This is a genomic window from Paenibacillus tarimensis (assembly GCF_021532315.1).
GTDB lineage: Bacteria > Bacillota > Bacilli > Paenibacillales > Paenibacillaceae > Paenibacillus_I > Paenibacillus_I tarimensis.
Map to the genome: position 1 here is coordinate 512,761 of NZ_JAKGAO010000011.1, position 21,407 is coordinate 534,167.

At 48.5% G+C, this 21,407-nt stretch carries 19 protein-coding genes; 8 read left to right on the plus strand and 11 right to left on the minus strand.

Features of this window, described 5'->3' with window-relative positions:
* Positions 1–32: 32 nt before the first annotated feature.
* From L1N82_RS13025 to rpmH, 10 genes are all read right to left on the minus strand, one after another.
* Entirely contained in the window at positions 33–893 is an 861-nt protein-coding gene (locus L1N82_RS13025; protein WP_235287805.1) for a ParB/RepB/Spo0J family partition protein, read from the minus strand.
* Complete coding sequence (locus L1N82_RS13030) at positions 874–1,647, minus strand: ParA family protein (RefSeq protein ID WP_111146027.1); 774 nt, start codon at positions 1,645–1,647, stop codon at positions 874–876. Before L1N82_RS13030 ends, L1N82_RS13025 begins: the two co-directional genes overlap by 20 nt.
* Positions 1,648–1,752: 105 nt before the next feature.
* The gene (gene noc, locus L1N82_RS13035; RefSeq protein ID WP_235287806.1) at positions 1,753–2,568 is read right to left on the minus strand and encodes a nucleoid occlusion protein; all 816 of its coding nucleotides are present in this window, start codon (positions 2,566–2,568) and stop codon (positions 1,753–1,755) included.
* A gap of 260 nt (positions 2,569–2,828) precedes the next feature.
* Positions 2,829–3,518 carry a 16S rRNA (guanine(527)-N(7))-methyltransferase RsmG gene (rsmG, locus tag L1N82_RS13040; RefSeq protein WP_235287807.1) on the minus strand — a complete coding sequence of 230 codons (690 nt, stop codon included), beginning with the start codon at positions 3,516–3,518 and terminating at the stop codon, positions 2,829–2,831.
* 25 nt (positions 3,519–3,543) lie between these two features.
* A complete protein-coding gene (mnmG, locus tag L1N82_RS13045) occupies positions 3,544–5,433 on the minus strand; it encodes a tRNA uridine-5-carboxymethylaminomethyl(34) synthesis enzyme MnmG (RefSeq protein WP_235287808.1) in 1,890 nt (629 codons plus the stop codon).
* A gap of 113 nt (positions 5,434–5,546) precedes the next feature.
* Positions 5,547–6,926 carry a tRNA uridine-5-carboxymethylaminomethyl(34) synthesis GTPase MnmE gene (gene mnmE / locus L1N82_RS13050; protein ID WP_235287809.1) on the minus strand — a complete coding sequence of 460 codons (1,380 nt, stop codon included), beginning with the start codon at positions 6,924–6,926 and terminating at the stop codon, positions 5,547–5,549.
* A gap of 258 nt (positions 6,927–7,184) precedes the next feature.
* The gene (gene jag, locus L1N82_RS13055) at positions 7,185–7,814 is read right to left on the minus strand and encodes an RNA-binding cell elongation regulator Jag/EloR (protein ID WP_235287810.1); all 630 of its coding nucleotides are present in this window, start codon (positions 7,812–7,814) and stop codon (positions 7,185–7,187) included.
* Entirely contained in the window at positions 7,811–8,572 is a 762-nt protein-coding gene (locus L1N82_RS13060) for a YidC/Oxa1 family membrane protein insertase (protein ID WP_235287811.1), read from the minus strand. The genes jag and L1N82_RS13060 overlap by 4 nt, the downstream gene beginning before the upstream one ends.
* 93 nt (positions 8,573–8,665) lie before the next feature.
* Complete coding sequence (gene rnpA / locus L1N82_RS13065; protein WP_235287812.1) at positions 8,666–9,019, minus strand: ribonuclease P protein component; 354 nt, start codon at positions 9,017–9,019, stop codon at positions 8,666–8,668.
* 86 nt (positions 9,020–9,105) lie between these two features.
* On the minus strand, positions 9,106–9,240 hold the full coding sequence (rpmH, locus tag L1N82_RS13070) for a 50S ribosomal protein L34 (RefSeq protein ID WP_111146035.1): 135 nt from the start codon (positions 9,238–9,240) through the stop codon (positions 9,106–9,108).
* Positions 9,241–9,997: 757 nt separating this feature from the next.
* Between rpmH and dnaA the strand changes: the two genes are divergently transcribed.
* The 6 genes from dnaA (at position 9,998) to gyrB (ending at position 16,437) form a co-directional block, all read left to right on the plus strand.
* A complete protein-coding gene (dnaA, locus tag L1N82_RS13075) occupies positions 9,998–11,350 on the plus strand; it encodes a chromosomal replication initiator protein DnaA (RefSeq protein ID WP_235287813.1) in 1,353 nt (450 codons plus the stop codon).
* A gap of 212 nt (positions 11,351–11,562) precedes the next feature.
* A complete protein-coding gene (gene dnaN / locus L1N82_RS13080) occupies positions 11,563–12,705 on the plus strand; it encodes a DNA polymerase III subunit beta (RefSeq protein WP_235287814.1) in 1,143 nt (380 codons plus the stop codon).
* Positions 12,706–12,766: 61 nt separating this feature from the next.
* Entirely contained in the window at positions 12,767–12,976 is a 210-nt protein-coding gene (yaaA, locus tag L1N82_RS13085) for a S4 domain-containing protein YaaA (protein ID WP_328284484.1), read from the plus strand.
* Between the two features lie 69 nt (positions 12,977–13,045).
* Complete coding sequence (gene recF, locus L1N82_RS13090; RefSeq protein WP_235287816.1) at positions 13,046–14,155, plus strand: DNA replication/repair protein RecF; 1,110 nt, start codon at positions 13,046–13,048, stop codon at positions 14,153–14,155.
* A gap of 37 nt (positions 14,156–14,192) precedes the next feature.
* Positions 14,193–14,441, plus strand: a complete 249-nt coding sequence (gene remB, locus L1N82_RS13095) for an extracellular matrix regulator RemB (protein WP_111146039.1) — start codon at positions 14,193–14,195, stop codon at positions 14,439–14,441.
* Between the two features lie 79 nt (positions 14,442–14,520).
* Positions 14,521–16,437 (plus strand): DNA topoisomerase (ATP-hydrolyzing) subunit B, encoded by a 1,917-nt coding sequence (gene gyrB, locus L1N82_RS13100; protein ID WP_235287817.1) that lies wholly within the window; start codon positions 14,521–14,523, stop codon positions 16,435–16,437.
* A 63-nt stretch (positions 16,438–16,500) separates the two neighbouring features.
* Here the strand turns inward: gyrB and L1N82_RS13105 are convergent, their stop codons facing one another.
* A complete protein-coding gene (locus L1N82_RS13105) occupies positions 16,501–17,307 on the minus strand; it encodes a YheC/YheD family protein (protein ID WP_235287818.1) in 807 nt (268 codons plus the stop codon).
* Between the two features lie 273 nt (positions 17,308–17,580).
* Here L1N82_RS13105 and gyrA point away from each other — a divergent pair, with 273 nt between their 5' ends.
* Both gyrA and L1N82_RS13115 read left to right on the plus strand, forming a co-directional pair.
* Positions 17,581–20,112 carry a DNA gyrase subunit A gene (gyrA, locus tag L1N82_RS13110; protein WP_235287819.1) on the plus strand — a complete coding sequence of 844 codons (2,532 nt, stop codon included), beginning with the start codon at positions 17,581–17,583 and terminating at the stop codon, positions 20,110–20,112.
* A gap of 48 nt (positions 20,113–20,160) precedes the next feature.
* Positions 20,161–21,279, plus strand: coding sequence for an HD-GYP domain-containing protein (locus tag L1N82_RS13115; protein ID WP_328284483.1), 1,119 nt, complete (start codon positions 20,161–20,163; stop codon positions 21,277–21,279).
* The last annotated feature ends 128 nt before the right edge of the window (positions 21,280–21,407 follow it).

The window sequence follows — 21,407 nt, forward strand, 5'->3', positions numbered from 1 at the left end:
CTCAGGTATGCTATAACTGTTTACCATGAATACTAGGCCATTTTTTCAAGAAGCTCTAACAGTCGCTCTAGATCCTGTTTATTGTAATACAGCAGTTCAATACGCCCTTTATCCTTCTGCTGCTTAATTTTGACGGTTGTTTTGAAACGTTCGCGAAGCGATTCTTCTACTTGTTCAATATAAGGGTCCCGCTTCTTATTGCGCTGGGCTGGTAGCGATTCCTGTTCTGCTGCAGGCTTGCGGTCAAGATTCTGAATTGCTTCCTCCAGCTCTCTTACGCTCCACTCCTGCTCTATTGAAAGCCTGGCTAATTCCTGTTTTTTCACTTCATCCTTTAGACCTGCCAGTGCGCGTGCATGACCCATAGATAATGTTCCACGTGAAACATTTTCCTTAATTTCTGCTGGGAGAGTAAGCAACCGCAGGAAGTTTGCAATATGGGATCTCGACTTCCCAACCTTCATGGACAGTTCTTCTTGGGTCAGACTGAACTTCTCCATAATCGACTGGTAAGCGATCGCCAGCTCTATGGCATTCAGGTCTTCCCGCTGCAGATTCTCGATCAAAGCAATTTCCATGACTTGCTGATCAGTGAAGTTTCGTACTACAGCAGGGATGGTCGTATTACCGCACAGCTGAGACGCCCGAAAGCGTCGTTCACCAGCGATTATCTCATATCCCTTAACAACACTGCGGACAATAATAGGCTGAATTATTCCGTGCTGTTTAATCGATTCAGCGAGTTCCTTGATAGCATCCTCATCGAATGTTTTACGTGGCTGATAGGGATTCGGCCTTAACTGCGTCAGTGATACCTCAACCACTTTATCATCTTCCTGTACCGAAAGCGATGGAATCAGCGCGTCAAGCCCTCTACCTAGCCGCTTGCTCATACGTTATCACTTCCTTCGCCAATTCAAGATAAACCTCCGCGCCTTTCGAACGAGGATCATAGGTAATAATGGATTGACCATGAGACGGGGCTTCGCTCAGCCGCACATTTCTTGGAATGATCGTCTGGTAGACCTTCTGTTGGAAGTATTTCTTCACTTCTTCTATAACTTGAATGCCAAGGTTTGTCCTGGCATCAAACATCGTAAGCAATACACCTTCAATTTGCAGCGAGGTGTTAAGGTGCTTCTGAACAAGGCGGACTGTGTTGAGCAGCTGACTTAAACCCTCTAGAGCATAGTACTCACATTGTATGGGAATAATTACGGAATCCGCCGCTGTTAACGAATTAATCGTTAAGATGCCAAGAGATGGCGGGCAATCAATCAATACGTAGTCGAACTGATTCTTAACCAGCTGCAGAGATTTCTTCAGTCTTACTTCACGCGATATCGTAGGGACAAGCTCGATCTCCGCACCGGCCAGCTGAATCGTAGCCGGTATAAGCGTAAGTCCCGGGATTTTCGTTTCACACATCGCTTCTTCTGGATGAACATCATTAATAAGAATATCGTAGATGCAGTTGCTCACATCTGCTTTATTTATCCCGATACCACTCGTTGTATTCCCTTGCGGGTCAATATCTACCAGAAGAACTTTCTTGCCAAGTGAAGCTAAGGAGGCGCCTAAGTTGACAGAGGTGGTTGTTTTCCCTACCCCGCCCTTCTGATTCGTTATGGCAATTATTTTGGACAATCCGGTTCACCTCAATATCTAGCTAGTAGGCTGTAAATAGAGAAAAAGCGGCAAGGGTTGCCGCTTTCGCGAACGAAGCTGCTTGGGTCATGTTGTACGGCTCAGCTACCGCTTAGGGATCCGAATAACGATCTCATAATGCTCTTCGCAGTCCTTTTCATCCGTCTTGATCTTCAAGCCGGAGCCGGACACCATATCTATGGATTGGCGAATCGTATTAAGAGCCAGGCGTACATCCTTCGTAAATGAGATCCTTTTCGACTTCTTGGCTTTGGCCGCTTCCTTGTAAAAGGCTGCTCTCGCCTCTGTTTGTTTAACATTCAGTTCCTTGGTAATAACATCTTCAAGAACCTTTATTTGAAGCTCTTCCGTTTCAAGAGTCAGCAATGCCCGTGCATGACGTTCGGTTATTTTCCGTTCCATCAATGCAAGTTTAACAGGTTCACTAAGATTCAACAATCGAAGCTTATTGGCTATCGTGGATTGACTCTTTCCAAGCCGCTGTGCCAGACTTTCCTGCGTCAGATCATGAAGATCAATGAGTTTCTGATAGGCAATGGCTTCTTCTACAGCGGTCAGCCCTTCTCTTTGCAGGTTCTCAATAAGAGCAATGGAAGCAGCTTGAGAATCATTAAATTCTCTTATGATAGCCGGTATTGTTTCAAGGCCAAGTTTCTTTACCGCACGCCAACGGCGCTCACCCGCAATGATCTCGTACCGATTATTCCGAATTCGTACGACAATTGGTTGAATGACGCCATGTGTTTTTATCGTTTGGCAAAGCTCTTCGATCCGATCATCATCGAATATCGTTCTGGGCTGATAGGGGCTTGTATCGATATCCTCCACGGGGATTTGTTTGACTTCATCCTGGTTGGAGCGTTCGGAAAAGCCGAAAAGCCGCGAAAATTGTTCTTTCATACCGTCATAACCCACCTAATTCAATATGCCGTAACGTTGAACCATACAATGATGCGGATGTCTCTAACTTAACATAATTGGATCAATTAGAGTGCACTCGCTTCATTATACGCCTTACGACGATATTATCAAATTTTCTCCGGTTCTTTATTGCACTTTAGTTATATTCGCCAGCCAAAATCCTTTTTCCTGCTTGATAACATCAAAACCGGGAATGAAAATGTTTCACGTGGAACAATTTCACTCCCGGAATGTTATCTTTATACAATCGGCTGTTTGAGCGGCGTACCTGCCTTGCGCGGGTACTTCTTCGGCGTGGAACCTTGCTTGCGAATCAAGATAATATGACGGTCTGATTCTTCGTTAGGAAGCTTGAAATGATGGACATTTTCCAGCTTGCCGCCAAGCTCCTTCAAACTCTTCCCCGCTTCGTGCACTTCATCTTTAGGATCACTGCCCTTCATGGCTGCAAACAAAGCACGTGGTCTTGCAAAAGGAAGACAAAACTCGTTCAGAACGTTCAGCCTCGCAACCGCCCTAGCTGTTACCAAATCATATTGATCTCTGTGCTCTGCTTGACGCGCAATATCCTCTGCCCTCCCATGAACAAGCTGGCAATTCTTCAGTCCCAGTTTTTCACATAGATGAGTAAGGAACTGAATTCGCTTGTTAAGTGAGTCCACGATTGTGATATGGAGATGGGGGTAACAAATTTTCAACGGAACACTTGGAAAACCAGCGCCTGAACCGATATCCGCCAGCCGGGTCGCCTGATCCATATCAACATAGAAGGATAATGAGATCGAGTCGTAAAAATGCTTCTCATATACCGCATCTCGTTCCGTAATCCCGGTCAGATTCATCTTCTCGTTCCACTCAACAAGAATCTGATAGTAACGCTCCAACTGCTCCAGCTGAGTGTTGCTAAGCTCCCTTTGTTGTTCTGCCATAAGCTTGATAAACCATTCCATCCTCTTACCCCCGTGCCGCAACTACCCGGTTATAATGCTCCAGATAAACAAGGAGAATGGACAGATCTGCAGGTGTCACGCCAGATATTCTGGATGCTTGACCGATTGATAGCGGCCTGATTGTGCTCAGCTTCTGCTTGGCCTCAGAAGCAAGTCCATGTACATCGTAATAATCGATGTCATCCGGAATTTTCTTCTTCTCCATCTTGGCTAGACGTTCAACCTGCAGCAGCTGTTTCTCAATATAACCCTGATACTTCACTTGGATCTCCACTTGTTCCTTCATATCATCATTTAACTCGAGCGGTGAAGGAGCAACCTTCTCAAGCAGTGCATAGCTGATCTCCGGTCTGCGCAGCAGCGAGAGCGCATCGACTGTGTTGGCAATCGGTGCCGAGCCCGCTTCTTCTAGCATAGCTTGCAGGGATTCATCTGCCCGAACCTTGGTCGTCTTAATTCGTTCAATTTCCTGTTCAATCCTCTCCTTCTTCAACAGAAAGCGGCTGTGTCTCTCCTCCGAGATAAGGCCAATCTCATAACCAATCGGGGTCAGCCTCAGGTCAGCATTATCATGACGAAGCAGCAGGCGGTATTCTGCACGGGAAGTCAGCAAGCGGTAGGGCTCATTCGTCCCCTTCGTCACGAGGTCATCTATCAATACACCAATGTATCCCTGAGACCGTTCCAGGATTACTGGCTCTAGTCCCTGCACCTTGCGGGCTGCATTGATGCCTGCCATGATTCCTTGGCCAGCCGCCTCCTCATAACCGGATGTGCCATTAATCTGCCCAGCGGTGAATAACCCAGACACAACCTTCGTTTCCAGTGTCGGCCACAGCTGAGTAGGTACAACCGCATCATATTCAATGGCATAGCCGGTACGCATCATTTCTACACGTTCCATACCAGGGATCGAGCGAAGAATAGCGAGCTGAACATCTTCAGGCATACTCGTCGACAGACCCTGTACATAATATTCTGACGTGTGCTTGCCTTCAGGCTCGAGGAAAATTTGATGTTTGGGCTTATCCGCAAACCGCACAATCTTGTCTTCTATAGAAGGGCAGTAACGTGGCCCTGTACCTTCGATTTGACCCGAGAACATCGGCGCGCGATGCAGGTTATCATTAATAATCTTGTGTGTATCTTCTGATGTATAGGTCAGCCAGCATGGCAGCTGTTCATTGTCCGAGTATTCCGTCTCATAAGAGAAGAACTTCGGCTGCTCGTCCCCAGGCTGGATTTCCGTCTTGTCAAAATCAATCGAATCCTTGTGAACACGTGGCGGCGTACCGGTCTTAAATCTTACAAGCTCAAGTCCCAAACCGCGAAGCGATTCGGACAGCTTCACCGATGGCTGCTGGTTGTTAGGACCGCTCTCATACATCAACTCGCCCATAATCACTTTGCCGCGCAGATAAGTTCCCGTTGTTACAACAACAGCTTTCGCCCGGTATTCAGCACCTGTCTTCGTTATTAAGCCTACGCAATTCCCGTCTTCTACGATCAACTCTTCTGCCATACCTTGGCGAAGCGTCAGATGCTTCGTTTCTTCAATGGTCTTCTTCATCTCATGCTGATACATGAACTTATCTGCCTGAGCACGAAGCGCATGAACTGCTGGCCCCTTACCTGTATTCAGCATCCTCATTTGAATGAAAGTTTTATCGATATTCCGTCCCATCTCGCCCCCGAGCGCATCAATCTCACGAACGACATGTCCTTTAGCAGGACCCCCAATTGACGGGTTGCATGGCATGAATGCCACCATATCCAAATTAATTGTTAGCAGCAGGGTCTCACAGCCCATTCTTGCCGATGCCAGTGCAGCTTCACAGCCTGCATGTCCGGCACCTACCACGATGACATCATAATCGCCAGCATGATATCCCATTTTGCTATCCCTCCTCCTCTTTTTCGCCCAAAACTCATCCTCATTCATCTATCTGCATAATCTCTTAATTTCATCAAGAATCCGACTCGAATTGCCATCATTATTTTTGCATATTATTTACCTAGACAGAACTGCGAAAAAATCTGATCAATAAGTGAATCACCCGCGCTATCACCAGTAATTTCGCCAAGAAGCTCCCAAGCTGTACGGACATCGATTTGCACAATATCAATCGGGATGCCGGATTCTGTCGCCTCGATGGCATCCTCAAGAGAACGCATCGCCTGCTTAAGAAGAGCAATATGCCTCACATTCGATACGTAGGTCATATCGGCGGATTCCAGCTTGCCGGAGAAGAACATGGAAGCAATTGCTTCCTCCAGCTGATCCATACCTCTTTCCTCCGCCACTGACATCCGTACAATGGCCTGTTCGGGGACCAGCTCGATAAGCTCTTCATCACTAAGCTGAGTCGGAAGGTCCGTCTTGTTCAAAATGACGATCATCTGCCGGCCGCTCAGCTGCTTTAGCAGCTCCTTCTCATCCTCATGCAGCGGCTCTGCATTGTTCAACACTAACATAATGAGATCCGCCTCACCTAATGCAGTGCGGGAACGCTCCACTCCAATCCGTTCCACTAAATCAGAGGTCTCCCGAATTCCCGCTGTATCCAGCAGTCTTAGGGGAATCCCCTTTACCGTAACAAATTCCTCTATCACATCCCGGGTTGTTCCCGGTATATCCGTCACGATCGCTTTATTGCTCTGGGATAAGGCATTCAGCAGAGATGACTTGCCTACATTCGGCCTGCCGACAATTGCCGTCACAATACCCTCCCGCAAAATCTTGCCTTCACTTGCCGTACGAAGCAGCTGTATGATCTCAGCAATAACCTCCATGCTCTGGTCCCGAATGAATGCATTGCTCATCTCGGTTACGTCATGCTCCGGATAATCAATATTCACCTCAATATGAGCAAGCAGCTCAATCAACTGGTGACGCAATAACTTGATTTTCTTGGACAGTGAACCTTCTGCCTGCTTTAATGCTATGGAAAAAGCGCGATCCGACTTAGATCTGATTAAGTCCATCACAGCTTCAGCCTGCGTCAGATCAATACGGCCGTTCAGGAAAGCCCGTTTCGTAAACTCTCCCGGCTCAGCCAGACGGATCGTTCCACGTCTCAGCAGCAGTTCCATGACACGCTTAACGGCCACGATCCCCCCGTGCGTGCTGATTTCCACCACGTCTTCAGCTGTAAAGGATCGCGGCCCCCTCATGACCGTAACAAGTGATTCCTCCATAACCTCACCAGTGTCCGGATCAATAATATGACCATAGTTTACTGTATGGGTAGCTGCCTCGTTTAGATCCACCCTAGATCGGAACAAAGGCGCCGTTGCCTTCACAGCATCAGCTCCGCTCACCCGTATGACGGCAATGCCGCTTTCACCGACAGCTGTCGAGATCGCGGCAATCGTATCCATATTCATGTACGTTTCAACTCCTCCAGTATAACCGTTAACCCTTGGTCAGGTCGACTGCCGGGTGCCAGTTATCCCCCTGTGGATTATGATTAGCATTTCCTTCGTAATTGTTCACAGTTCTAATAAAGCTGATTATGCAAAATGCAGCACCTGTCATCATACCGTTATCCACATGTGGATATTTATTTTTCGACAGAAACACCTTCAAAAAAAGGCAATGCCTCTTGGTAGGAGCCATTGCCGAGCATACCAACTTCTATTCATCTATCGAGGGGTAATGACGATTCGCCGATTAGGCTCGTCTCCCTTACTGTACGTCTTCACCTTCGGATGATTCTGCAGCTGGTAATGTATAACCTTGCGGTCCTGTGCAGTCATCGGTTCCAATACTATCTCTTGCTTCGATCGTATAACCTTCCCTGCAAGACGGTCGGACAATTCCGCCAGTGTCTTGCGTCTGCGTTCCCGAAAATCCTCAGCATCAAGGACGATTCTTACAAAACTGTCTGAATGGCGGTTTGCGACAATATTAGCCAGGTACTGCAGGGCATCTAGCGTCTGGCCTCTGCGTCCGATCAGCATACCGATATCTCCGGTACCGGAGATATTGAGCTGAATACCTTCCCTGGTTGTCAGCCGGTTAATATCTACCTGAAGGCCCATAGCCTCGGCCACTTCATGTAGAAATTGTTCCGTTTCACCTACAGGGTCAACCGGTTCGGGCAGAAGCTCCAGTTCTACCTTCGCTTCCCTTGTACCGATTAATCCAAACAACCCCCTGGAGGGCTGTTCAGTAACCGTTACCTTCACCCGTTCTTCCGTAACCTGCAGCTCAGCCAAACCGTTTCTTACAGCTTCTTCAATCGTCTTTCCCGATGCTACGATTTTCTTCATTTCGCAGGGGCCTCCTTACCCTTGTCGGATGAACGAACGTAGAGGAAATAGTTTTGAATAATCGTATAGATGTTGCTGTAGATCCAGTAAAGCGGAAGTGCTGCCGGGAATGACATCGCCATGACGAAAATCAATACCGGGAAAATAAGCAGAATCGCCTGCATGGGATTATTCGGCTGCTGCGGCATCATCTTTGACTGGATGAATGTCGTAATCGCCGCTATAATCGGCAGGATATAATACGGATCCTTCTCACCAAGCTGAAGCCATAGGAATTCATGGGTACGAATATCCGGGTTCCAGTAGATGGCATTGTAAAGTGCGATGAAAATCGGCATTTGAATCAGCAGCGGCAGACAGCCAGCCAGCGGATTGATCTGATGCTGCTGGAACAGCTTCATTGTCTCTTCCTGCTGCTTCTGAGGATTATCCTTGAACTTCTGGCGGATCTTCTGCATCTCAGGCTGAATCGCCTGCATCGCCTTCGAACTGCGGTACTGCTTCAGCGTAAGCGGCAAAATCAGGGTACGGACGATGATCGTCAGCAGCAGAATCGATAGTCCATACGAGCCCGTGAACCACTCGGCGAACGTATCAAGCATCAGTGCAAACCAGTAAACAACGTTCTTCTCCCAGAAGTTGCCCTTCAGCAAATCCTCGGTCGTGGTCGTATGGTCTGTCGGCGCACAGCCTGACAATACAGCCATAAGCCCGATAAGGCCTAAAACAAGCCACAATTTCTTATTACGAAACAACATCAAAACTCCCCTCTGCTGAGACAAGCATTCTAGAAAACTATACCATAATTCAATCCGCAAGGAAACAGCCCCGGACGGGCGAAGCCAGCGCTTTCACCGATCCGGCCGGGGCTTAAGTAATCCCGCTTTACGGAGCACATGAAGCATGCTTTTCTCCAGCTCCTTGGTCTTCATCGCAACGGCAGGCTTGCGGACGATAAGAATAAAATCCGTATGCTCCGCAATAAGCGGTGCGTTCAGCCTAACCAATTCCTTCACTACCCTTCGAAGCCGGTTCCGCACAACCGCGTTGCCAAGCTTCTTGCTGACCGACACGCCCATCCGGAATTGCTCCGTCGCGGGCCGCTTCGACCAGTACACAACAAATTGACCGTTCGCAAACGATTTTCCCCACTTATAAATACGCGAAAAATCGCTCCGGTTCCGCAAACGAAGCTTTCTTTGCATAGACGCAAGCCCACCGAACTTTCCTTTTTATTAATGAAGTATGTTCCAAAACCGAAAAAAAAAGACCACCGCACGTGGTCTTTTGGTTACGCACTCAATACTTTTCTACCCTTTTGACGGCGGGCACTCAGTACTTTGCGGCCATTCTTCGTAGCCATCCGCTTGCGGAAGCCGTGAACTTTTTTACGCTTGCTTACATTCGGTTTAAATGTCGGTCTCATGATTTTGCACCTCCTGGTTCCGATCTATTTAAATACTGCATCAGCATTTTAAATGAATCATACTACTTTATCTGTGTCTGCTTTCAAAAAACGCCTTTTCAATTAAATCACACCCTATGGTAAAAGTCAATCCTGACTCAATCCGGCTGTGAAAATCGCTTCTACGTAAAATTGCCTGGCCCCGTCCTGCCTGTTGATAACCGGATAAGGATAAGGCCCACTCAAAATTGATAACATGTGAATAAGTTTTGAGGGCTGTGAGCAGTTTTTGTCGAACCATTAACAAATTATAAACAATATCTAGTGTTGTCCATAAGTTTTATGCACAACCAGTTGTAAATGTGGATAAATTATTGATTTACGTTGAAATCACGGGCGTCTTTTGCTATGATAGTCTTGTTTTCGATGTGGATGAATCCATATCATCCCCAATATTATCAACAGCCTGTGGATAACTTTGTGAACAAGTTTTATCCCCTTTTGATAACTTCTCAACTGTTATCGTGTATAGTGTGGATAATTCCGCCGCACTTCCAGCTTATTCGACAAACACATGCACATTCGTTCAGGGCCGCTGTTCACCAGCAGCATGCAGCAGCCTCCATTTTCTGATGCCTTTTTTCTGTGCATGGTACTTTTTTTCTATAATGGGTTCACCGCAGCTCAATCTGCGGCGCAACCCTTTTTCGTCGCTTGCCAAGACCGTTGGAAGCGGCTGAATTCTCTTGCTGTAACAACGGTTAAGGAGTGACAGTCTGTGGATAGCTATAGCCAGGCAACATGGCAGGAAGTCCTGTCTATTATAAAAACCAAATTAAGCAAGCCGAGCTTCGACACCTGGTTTAAGGCGACGAAGGCTTCTTTCGCATCTGACGATATGGTTCTGATTACAGCACCCACGACATTTGCGGTAGAATGGCTGGAAAGCCGGTATACGAAGCTTGTGAGGACAACGCTAACGGATTATCTGGGGCGCCAGGTTGATATTAAATTCATCATTGAAGAGAACAAACCGCCAGAGCCGGCCCCTGCACCGAACCAGGCAGCCGCTCCCCAGCCGGTCGTCCATGAAGAGTCCTTCTCCCATATGCTTAATCCCAAATATACCTTTGATACCTTCGTCATTGGAGCCAATAACCGGTTTGCTCATGCTGCTTCGCTTGCTGTTGCAGAGGCGCCGGCCAAAGCATATAACCCCTTGTTCCTATACGGCGGCGTGGGGCTTGGGAAGACACATCTGATGCATGCCATCGGCCACTATATTCTTGAACATAATCCGAATACACGCGTACTCTATATCTCCTCGGAGAAGTTTACGAACGAGTTCATTAATGCCATCCGGGATAATCGCGGCGAAAGCTTCCGGATCAAATACCGGAATATTGATATTCTGCTCATTGACGATATTCAGTTTCTGGCCGGTAAGGAGCAGACCCAGGAAGAGTTTTTCCATACCTTTAACGCGCTTCATGAAGAACGCAAGCAGATCATTATCTCAAGTGACCGGCCTCCAAAGGAGATCCCGACCCTTGAGGAAAGGCTTCGTTCCCGGTTTGAGTGGGGGCTGATTACCGACATCCAGCCGCCTGATCTGGAGACTCGGATTGCCATCCTGCGGAAGAAGGCGAAGGCTGAGAATCTTGATATCCCGAACGAGGCAATGGTTTATATAGCGAACCAGATTGATACAAACATACGGGAGCTGGAGGGCGCATTAATTCGCGTTGTTGCCTACTCCTCGCTAATCAATCAGGATATATCCTCTCATCTGGCAGCTGAAGCGCTCAAGGATATCATTCCATCAGGCCGGCCCAAGATGATCACCATCCAGGATATCCAGCAGCGGGTTGGCGAATACTTCGGACTGAAGCTCGAGGAATTCAAAGCACGCAAGCGGACCAAGGCTGTAGCCTTCCCGCGGCAAATCGCAATGTACCTCTCCAGGGAGATGACCGACTATTCTCTCCCCAAGATTGGTGAGGCATTCGGCGGACGTGACCATACAACCGTTATTCATGCCCATGACAAGATTACGCAGCAGGTAGAAAAAGATCAGGAGCTCTACAAGATCATTCAGACCCTAACCGACAAAATAAAAAATGGTTCGTAACCGGTTGTGAACAGTATGGAAGCCTATGCACACGCTATACACATGTGGATAGGCTTCTTTTATCGGTGTTATTCGCGGTTATCCACATATTCAGTGCCCCTACTACTGCTACTACAAAAAATGTTATTATATATATCATCATGTAGAACGGTGTCTGAGCGGATTCCGAACCCTCGCCGGTTTACCCGAGTTTTCGTTATAGGAGTGAAATCATGAAGTTAACCATCGCCAAAAATGAACTTAATGACGCCATCCAGCAGGTTTCCAAAGCTGTTTCTTCAAGACCGGCTATTCCGATTCTTGGCGGCATCAAATTTGACGTTACCCATCAAGGTGTTACATTAACCGCCAGCGATACCGATATCTCGATTCAAAGCTTTATTCCATCTGAGCAAGGCAATAAGACGGTCGTTCAGGTTTCAAAGCCCGGAAGCATTGTGCTGCCGGCTAAATTCTTTGTAGAGATCGTGAAGAAGCTTCCCGCAAACGAGGTTGAAATAGAAGTTAAGGAGCAGCTGCAAATATCCGTTCGTTCCGGTTCAACCGATATCCAGATGGTAGGGCTTGATGCCGAGGAGTTTCCGGTTCTTCCGTCGATCGAAGAGAATGAATCGCTCTACGTGGCGGGTGACCTTCTCAAATCGATGATCCGCCAGACGGTTTTCGCGGCTTCAACAAGCGAGCAGACCCCTATTTTGACCGGTCTTCTGTGGAACCTGCAGGATGGCGAATTCAAATTAGTAGCGACTGACCGTCACCGCTTGTCCAGCCGGACTGCGAATATTGAGACTGCCGAAGGCTACCGTTTCAATAACATCGTCATTGCGGCCAAAACGCTGAACGAGTTGTCCAGGCTGGTGCCTGATTCCTCCGAAAAAGTCGAAATCGTGGTCGCTGACAACCAAGTGCTGTTTAAAGTGGGACAAGTGCTGTTCTTCTCGCGTGTGCTCGACGGCACTTATCCGGATACTTCTAAGATTATTCCGCAGCAGTTCAAAACAGAACTGATCCTGGAAACAAAAAATTTGACGGATGCCATCGACCGGGCGTATCTGATGTCGCGGGAAGAGAAAACGAATATCGTTCGTCTTATAACGATGGAGGATGGGACAATCGAAGTGTCATCGAGCTCATCCGAGCTTGGCAAAGTAACCGAGCAGCTGAATGTAATAGCCTTCAACGGCGATCCGCTGCGTATTGCCTTTAACTCCAAATATATGCTTGATGCTCTAAAAGTTATTGACAGTGAGCAAATTTCTATCGGCTTCAACGGAGCGATGAGTCCGATCATCTTGAAGCCGACCGACCATTCGCATAATCTGCATATTATTCTCCCTTACCGGACTACAAGCTGACCAAACAGCCCTCCTTTGGGGAACAATGATGGCAGAACAGTGGGGAAGGGGTGTGCAGACAGTGAAAGAAGTGACGATTACAACAGCGTATATTACATTGGGACAATTCCTGAAGATCGCAGATTGTATAGGCACGGGCGGACAAGCCAAGTTCTTTCTCCAGGAAAATGAAATTCTTATCAACGGAGAACCGGATAACCGGCGGGGCCGCAAGCTGTATCCCGGTGATACGGTTGTTGTGGAAGGATGCGGCTCGTTTAAAGTCGTGTAAATCACGTAATGCAAAAGGAACAGTGATACGTTAACGCTGCGCCGTGTTACAGATCAGGAGGACGCATCCTTGTTTTTAAAATCCATTGAACTGCAGCATTACCGGAACTATGAACGGGTTGAGCTTCAAACCGACAGTCAGGTGAATATCTTTATCGGACCCAATGCACAGGGCAAGACGAATCTACTTGAGGCAATATTCGTCCTTGCCCTGTCCAAGTCCCATCGCACCTCCAAGGACAAGGAACTGATCGGCTGGCAGTCGGATACGGCACGGATCGTAGGAGAAGCCGAGCGCAAATATGGAACGGTCAAGCTTGAGCTTGCTTTCTCGGGCCAAGGCAAGAAGGCGAAGATTAACGGACTTGAGCAGCGCAAGCTGAGCGATTTTGTCGGTACGCTTAATGTCGTGATGTTCGCACCGGAGGATCTCGAAATCGTAAAAGGAACACCGGGCATACGCAGACGGTTTCTGGACATGGAAATCGGACAGGTACAGCCCGGTTATTTGCATACCCTGCAGCAGTATGCCAAAGTGCTCGTCCAGCGCAACAACTATCTCAAATCCGCTTACCCGGGCGGCGCCCAGCAGGCTATGCTGGACATCTGGAATGCCCAGCTTGTTGAGTATGGTGTTAAAATCATAAAAAAAAGGCAAAACTTTATAAAACGGCTGCAAAAATGGGCGGAGACGATTCATGCCGGTATTACGGCGGGAACCGAGCAGCTGGAGGTACAGTACAAGCCTTCCTTCGAAGCGGCCGCGTCGGAAGAAGAATCTGTTTTATTTGAGCAATTTATGATAAAGTTATCACAAGTGAAAGAGCAGGAATTACGGCGTGGAATGACGCTTGCAGGCCCGCATAGGGACGATCTGGCCTTCTATATCAACGGGAAGGAAGCCCAGACCTACGGATCTCAGGGGCAGCAGCGGACGACCGCATTGTCGCTCAAGCTGGCCGAAATCGAGCTGATTCGCGAAGAGATTGGGGAGTATCCTGTGCTTCTGCTGGATGATGTTCTGTCTGAACTGGACCGGAACCGGCAGACTCAGCTGATCGAAACCTTTCAGAGCAAGGTACAGACATTTATTACAACGACCGGGCTTGAAAGCGTCGATATTGCCAAGCTGCAGGATGCCAGTCTCTATCATGTGAAGGAAGGAAGCGTCATGCGGTAGTTCGTTTGGCGGCAGAGCGGAAGAAGGGACGGGTGTCATGTATATCCATCTGGGCGGGGAGAAGATCGTACGCGCAGCCGAATTAGTGGCGATTTTTGATATATCCATCGAGCAGTCATCCAAAATTTCCAAGCAGTTCGTAACGCATGCAACGAAGCGCAAGGATGTGGAGGTTATTGGCGAGGAAGAGCCGAAATCCATTGTCATTACCGGACAGCGGGTCTACTACTCGCCTATTTCGTCATCCACGCTGAAGAAGCGGGCGCATCAGTTTTCCGATATGTGACCTGCCATATAAATTATTTATACCATCATCGTGTTTTATACAGAAGCAGCACGCAGTTGAGAGGAGCAGTGAGTTAGGCATGACCTTGAATCAGCAAGCGTACGATGAGAGTCAGATTCAGGTTCTTGAAGGTTTGGAAGCGGTACGTAAACGTCCCGGCATGTATATCGGGTCAACCAGCAGCAAGGGGCTTCATCACCTGGTCTGGGAAGTCGTGGATAACAGTATAGACGAGGCGCTTGCAGGTTACTGCAGCAGGATTGAAGTCATCATTCGGGAAGACAACAGCATTACCGTCATTGACAACGGCCGGGGAATACCGGTCGGGGAAAATACAAAGCTGAAGAAATCGACACTTGAAGTCGTTCTTACCGTACTTCACGCCGGGGGCAAGTTCGGCGGCGACGATTCCGGCTATAAAGTGTCCGGCGGTCTTCACGGCGTCGGCATTTCCGTGGTGAACGCTCTCTCGGAATGGGTTACCGTGCAGGTTAGACGCGATGGTAATGTTTACGAGCAGTCTTATCGCCGTGGTGTTCCTCAGCATGATATCCGGGTAGTGGGGGAATCTGATGTAACAGGGACAACCGTTACCTTCAAACCGGATGAAGAGATTTTTACAGAGACGACCGTCTATGATTATGATATTCTGCAGTCCAGAATCCGGGAGCTCGCGTTCCTGAACAGAGGAATCGAAATTGTTCTGACGGACGAACGTACCGGAACGACTAATACCTACAAGTATGACGGCGGGATTAACGAATTCGTTAAGTACTTGAACCGTAACCGGGAAGCGCTGCATGAAACTCCAATCTACGTGGAGGGCTCCAAGGATCACATCCAAGTGGAAATAGCGCTCCAGTATAACGACAGCTACACCGAAAACATTTATTCTTTTGCAAATAATATCAATACGCATGAAGGCGGCACGCACGAGTCCGGCTTTAAGAGTGCACTCACCCGGATCATCAATGATTATGCCCGTAAATCAGGTTTCATCAAGGACAATGACTCTAATTTGTCGGGCGATGATGTGCGTGAGGGCTTGACGGCGATTATTTCCGTGAAGATTCCGGAGCCGCAGTTCGAAGGGCAGACGAAGACCAAGCTTGGCAACAGTGAAGTTCGTGGTATTGTCGAGTCATTCTTTGCCGAGAAGCTACAGGAGTTTCTGGAAGAGAATCCGTCAGTTTCCCGTAAAATTATGGAGAAGGGTGTCCAGGCTGCGCGTGCACGGGAAGCAGCCAGGAAAGCCCGCGAGCTGACACGGCGCAAGAGTGCGCTGGAAGTCAGTGCGCTGCCGGGCAAGCTGGCAGACTGCTCATCCAAGGATGCTTCAATCAGTGAGCTGTACATTGTCGAAGGTGATTCTGCCGGCGGCTCTGCCAAGCAGGGACGTGACCGCCATTTTCAGGCGATCCTGCCGCTGCGGGGTAAAATCCTCAACGTAGAGAAGGCGCGTCTTGACCGGATTCTCGGCAATGCGGAGATTCGGGCAATCATTACAGCGCTTGGTACAGGTATCAGTGATGACTTTGATCTGGCGAAGGCACGTTACCACAAAGTCATTATAATGACCGACGCAGACGTAGACGGTGCCCATATCCGGACACTGCTGCTCACGTTCTTCTACCGGTATATGCGTCAAATTGTTGAAGCCGGCTATATTTATATTGCGCAGCCGCCGCTCTTTAAGATTGAGCGAAATAAGACGATCCGCTATGCCCAGAGTGAGAAGGAACGCGATCAGATCATTGCGGAGTTTGGCGAAGGCGCAAAGGTCAATGTGCAGCGCTATAAGGGTCTTGGAGAGATGAATGCGGGTCAGCTGTGGGAGACGACAATGGATCCGGAAAGCCGCACGATGCTGCAGGTTACCATCGAGGATGCCATGATAGCCGACACTATTTTCGACACTCTGATGGGCGACAATGTTGAACCGCGCCGTGATTTTATTCAGGAGCACGCAAAGTATGTAACGAATCTGGACGTATAGTCCGGTTATACAAATACTTGTAAATATACACGAAGCCGGCCCTTTAAGGGGACGGCTTTTGTGTTATACGGTTAACCGGATTTTAGCTGATCTCTGACCCCGTTTGCTGCGTCTGCCAGAACGTTTAAAGCGTCCGTAAGCGGCTGCATAACGATAAATTTTACGGAATACAGCAGGATTGTCATGCTTAAGGAATATCCAGGGATCAGGGAGTGTGTTCACTTCCAGCAACCAGGGACGTTTGTCCGTATCAATAGCGATATCCAGCCCGAGCTCCCTCAATCTGGAATAAGTGCATTGAAGCCCGCTTGCTGCTGCCGCGCCGATTAGCTTTAGACGCTCGATAAGAGCCTGCTGCTCATCACGAGTAAGAGTGCCCTGAGTCAGCTGCTCAAAGGATAACGGCGTTCCGCCGCTGTGGTAATTGGTAACGGCCTTGGCAGGATGGGCAAGCCGCCCAATGATTCCGGTTGTCTCCCATTTCCCCTGTGGATTCTTCTGGACCATTACACGAAGATCAAATCTCCGGTCATCATACCGGAGCAGCTCAATGCCTCGTTGAACGAGATACTTTTTGTCCCCCGTGAGCTTCTGGATTCCCTCATATAGGCTTTCGAAGGAAGAGAATCTGTAAACGTCGGACTGAAGCTGCAGGCGATAATATCCATCCGACTGATGTTCAATTCGCATAACACCATTACCGAATGAACCAATGTCAGGCTTGATATAAACCATGGAAAATTGAGTCAGCATTTCATGGAGAGTGACCTTGGACAGCTTCCTGGTCAGGGGAATGAAGTCCCGTATATAGCAGTGCCGCTCAAGCACTTTGGTCTTGGCCAACTTGCTTTTGACTCGCTGAACAGCCAACAGAGGCATCTCCTTTCAGAAAGGATGCGGCGCATGGAATTTTAGACCGGACAAAAGACAAGGAATGGGCTATAATGAAAATTAGGGACTAATGTCGCATATTGGGGTGTTTCGTAACAGCATATGTCGAATAGCTCGCCCTCGGTACAGCATGTTTGCCCATTTCTATGCGGCCTGAACCGCATGTGAAAACAATAACGTTTAATTGTACTGGAAACGTGAAAGTAATATAATATAGTTTGGTGCTTTTTTAGTTATGTCAGGAGGTTTAGCATGGCGGAAGAACAACGTTCTCAAATAATAGATCGCGATATCGGCACGGAAATGCGCGATTCGTTCATGGATTATGCCATGAGCATTATAGTAAGCCGTGCACTACCCGATGTCCGTGATGGACTTAAGCCGGTTCACCGCAGAATTTTGTTTGCGATGTCTGAGCTTGGTATGTCTCCGGATAAACCTTACAAGAAGTCCGCCAGAATTGTCGGTGAAGTAATCGGTAAGTACCATCCCCACGGTGACTCGGCCGTTTATGAATCGATGGTACGGATGGCACAGGATTTCTCACTGCGATATATGCTCGTCGACGGACACGGCAATTTCGGTTCCATTGACGGAGACTCTGCCGCAGCCATGCGTTATACCGAAGCCCGCTTGTCCAAGATGGCTATGGAAATGCTGCGTGATATCAATAAGGAAACCATTGATTATATACCAAACTATGATGGCGAGGAGCACGAGCCTGTCGTTCTTCCGGCACGGTTCCCGAATCTTCTGGTCAACGGGGTGTCCGGTATTGCCGTTGGTATGGCAACGAATATTCCGCCGCATAATTTGACAGAGGTAATCGAGGGTGTGCAGGCTGTAATTCGCAATCCGGAGATTACACCTCTCGAGCTGATGGATTATATAAAAGGTCCGGATTTCCCTACTGCTGGCTATGTTATGGGACATGCAGGAATTCGTCAGGCCTATACGACCGGACGCGGCTCTGTCACGATGAGGGCCCGTGCGACGATTGAGGATAATGGCGGTAAGGCCCGTATTATCGTTCACGAAATCCCATTCCAGGTCATTAAGGCCAGACTCGTGGAGAAGATTGCTGAGCTGGTACGTGAGAAGAAAATTGACGGTATTACGGATCTGCGGGATGAATCCGACCGCAACGGCATGCGGATCGTCATTGAGCTTCGCAGAGACGTTAACCCGAATGTGGTGCTGAATAATCTGTATAAGCAGACACCGATGCAGACGAATTTCGGGATTAATATGCTGGCACTGGTCAACGGCGAGCCGAAAATCCTCAATTTGAAGGATGTGCTGTATCATTATTTGCAGCATCAGATCGAAGTTATACGCCGCCGGACGGAATATGATCTCCGTAAAGCAGAGGCAAGAGCACATATTCTTGAGGGTCTGCGTATCGCGCTCGACCACTTGGACGAAGTCATTGCCCTGATCCGTTCTTCCCGGACAACTGAAGAAGCACGTGAGGGCTTGATTGAGCGCTTCGAGCTCACCCATGACCAGGCTCAGGCTATTCTGGATATGCGCCTTCAGCGTCTTACAGGATTGGAGCGGGAGAAGATCGAAGCGGAGTACGCTGAGCTTCTGAAGAAGATCGCCGAGTATAAGGCGATTTTGGCGGATGAGCAGCTTGTGCTGAACATTATCAGCGAGGAGCTCGAAGAGATTAAGGAGCGCTTCGGTGATGAACGCCGCACAGAGATTACAATCAGCGATGAAGAGATTCTGGATGAGGACCTTATCCCGCGTGAAGATGTTATTGTGACGATAACACACAGCGGCTATGTGAAGCGTCTCCCAGTCTCCACTTACCGCAGTCAGAAGAGGGGCGGACGCGGCGTAGTTGGTATGGATACGAAGAACGATGATTTTGTGGAACATCTCTACGTATCGAACACCCATCATTATCTGCTGTTCTTTACCGATAAGGGTAAGGTTTACCGGCTGAAGACCTATGAGATTCCGGACTTAAGCCGTACAGCACGCGGAACGCCGATTATTAACCTGCTGCAGATCGAACAGGGCGAAACAGTTAATGCGGTTATCCCCGTCGAGTCTTTCGAGGGTGAACAGTATTTAATTTTCGCTACCAAGCTCGGAATCGTGAAGAAGACGCCTCTAGAAGACTATTCAAATATACGTAAGGTCGGTTTGATAGCCATTAATTTGCGTGAAGATGATGATCTGATCGGCGTCCGGTTAACCGACGGTAATCGTGAGATTATTATGGGAACTGGTCTTGGAATGTCCATCCGCTTCTCTGAGAATGATGTCCGTTCCATGGGCCGTTCGGCCACTGGCGTTAAGGGTATTCAATTGGATGAAGGCGATGAAGTCATTGATATGGACGTAGTGGACTCGGATCTGGATGTGCTGATCGTAACAGCTAAGGGTTACGGTAAGCGTACGCCAGTGAGTGAATACCGGATTCAGACACGCGGCGGTAAAGGAATCAAGACGCTAAATGTAACCGACAAGAATGGCCGTATCGTGGCGCTCAAGGTCGTCAGCAACGAGGAAGATCTGATGATTATGACATCGTCCGGCACCTTAATTCGAACCAGTATGTCGGGCATCTCCACCATGGGCAGAAACACACAAGGCGTGCGGCTGATCAATATACGCGAGGAAGACTCCGTAGCGACGGTAACCCGTGTGCAGCGCAGTGAAGAGCCAGTTCTTGACGCGGATGGTGAAGGTGAGGAACTGCCGGAAGGCGAATTGCCGGATATCCCGGTAACGGGTGAAGAGGTTGAAGGGGATTCGGCGGACGAATAGTCCTCCGGGTCTGCAGCAACGCTTGGCATAAGCAAGATCAATTTCCACATGCCCCAAATAGATATCGAGCAGAGTTATCGGGAGGGAACGCCGGCCATGACATCGGTCGCATTGTCAAAAGTTAAGCTAGGGGATCGGCTTGCTCAGGATGTGATTACCCCTCTCGGGAGTACACTCATGCACAAGGGTGTCGTCATTACACCGCGAGAGCGGGAAGTGCTGGAGGCATTTTTGATCCAAGAGGTCGTTATTGAGTCACGTGAAGGAGGACTGGCTGCCCGGGCTAAGCAGGAGGAGACGCAGTCTTCCGATACTAGACCGCTAACGAATCTTGAAGTGGAATATAACAATATGTTCACGCTGCTTAAGCGTATCTTTTCCACGAATACGTCTGGGGTCGGTCTCCCCATCCTTGAACTGCGGAATCAGTTGGAGCAGCTTCTTAAGCACAGTGGTGATTATAACGTTCTTGCGTTCCATCCAACTGTCGCGGAAGATAACGACTATATGTTTCACAACAGTGCGTTATCTGCGTTGACGTCCTATCAGCTGGCACAGTGGTGCCAGTTTCCACAAAGGGACTGGATGCCGATTGCAATGGCCGGGCTGTTCCATGATATCGGGAATATCAGGATTGACCGTACGATTTTGTACAAGCCGACAGAGTTGACGAAGGAAGAAGCCGAGGAAATGAGAAGGCACACTCTTCACGGGTACAACCTGCTCAAGAATGTGCCGGCAATCAATGAAGGTGTTAAATTAACAGCTCTTCAGCATCATGAGAAGATAGACGGCAGCGGATATCCACTAGCGATCAGGGGAGACAGTATCCATCCGTATGCAAGGATAGTCGCTATAGCGGATATTTTCCATGCTATGACGCTGAAGCGATCCTACCGGCAATCCAGCTCGCCCTATCAGGTATTGGAGCAGCTGCAGGTAGAGTCGTTTGGTAAATTGGATCCGGCTTATGTCCGAACATTTATTGAGAAGGCAACACAGTTTCACAACGGTATGGTTGTTCAATTAAGTGATGGGCGTTCAGGGGAAATTATTTTCTCAGACCGCCAGCATCCGACCAGACCATGGGTCTCGGTGAATGGCCAAATCGTTAATCTGACGATAGAACGCAATTTGCATATTCAGTCAATCGTTCAAGACATATAGTGTTTAAGAATCTGTAAGATAGGCAAAGCTGTATCAGAGAGCTGTAAGCGGGCTGCTGATGCGGCTTTTTTTCTTGAGATTGCAGGTGATAAACTTTTTTGAATAAAAAGCTTGCATTCAGTTAGACA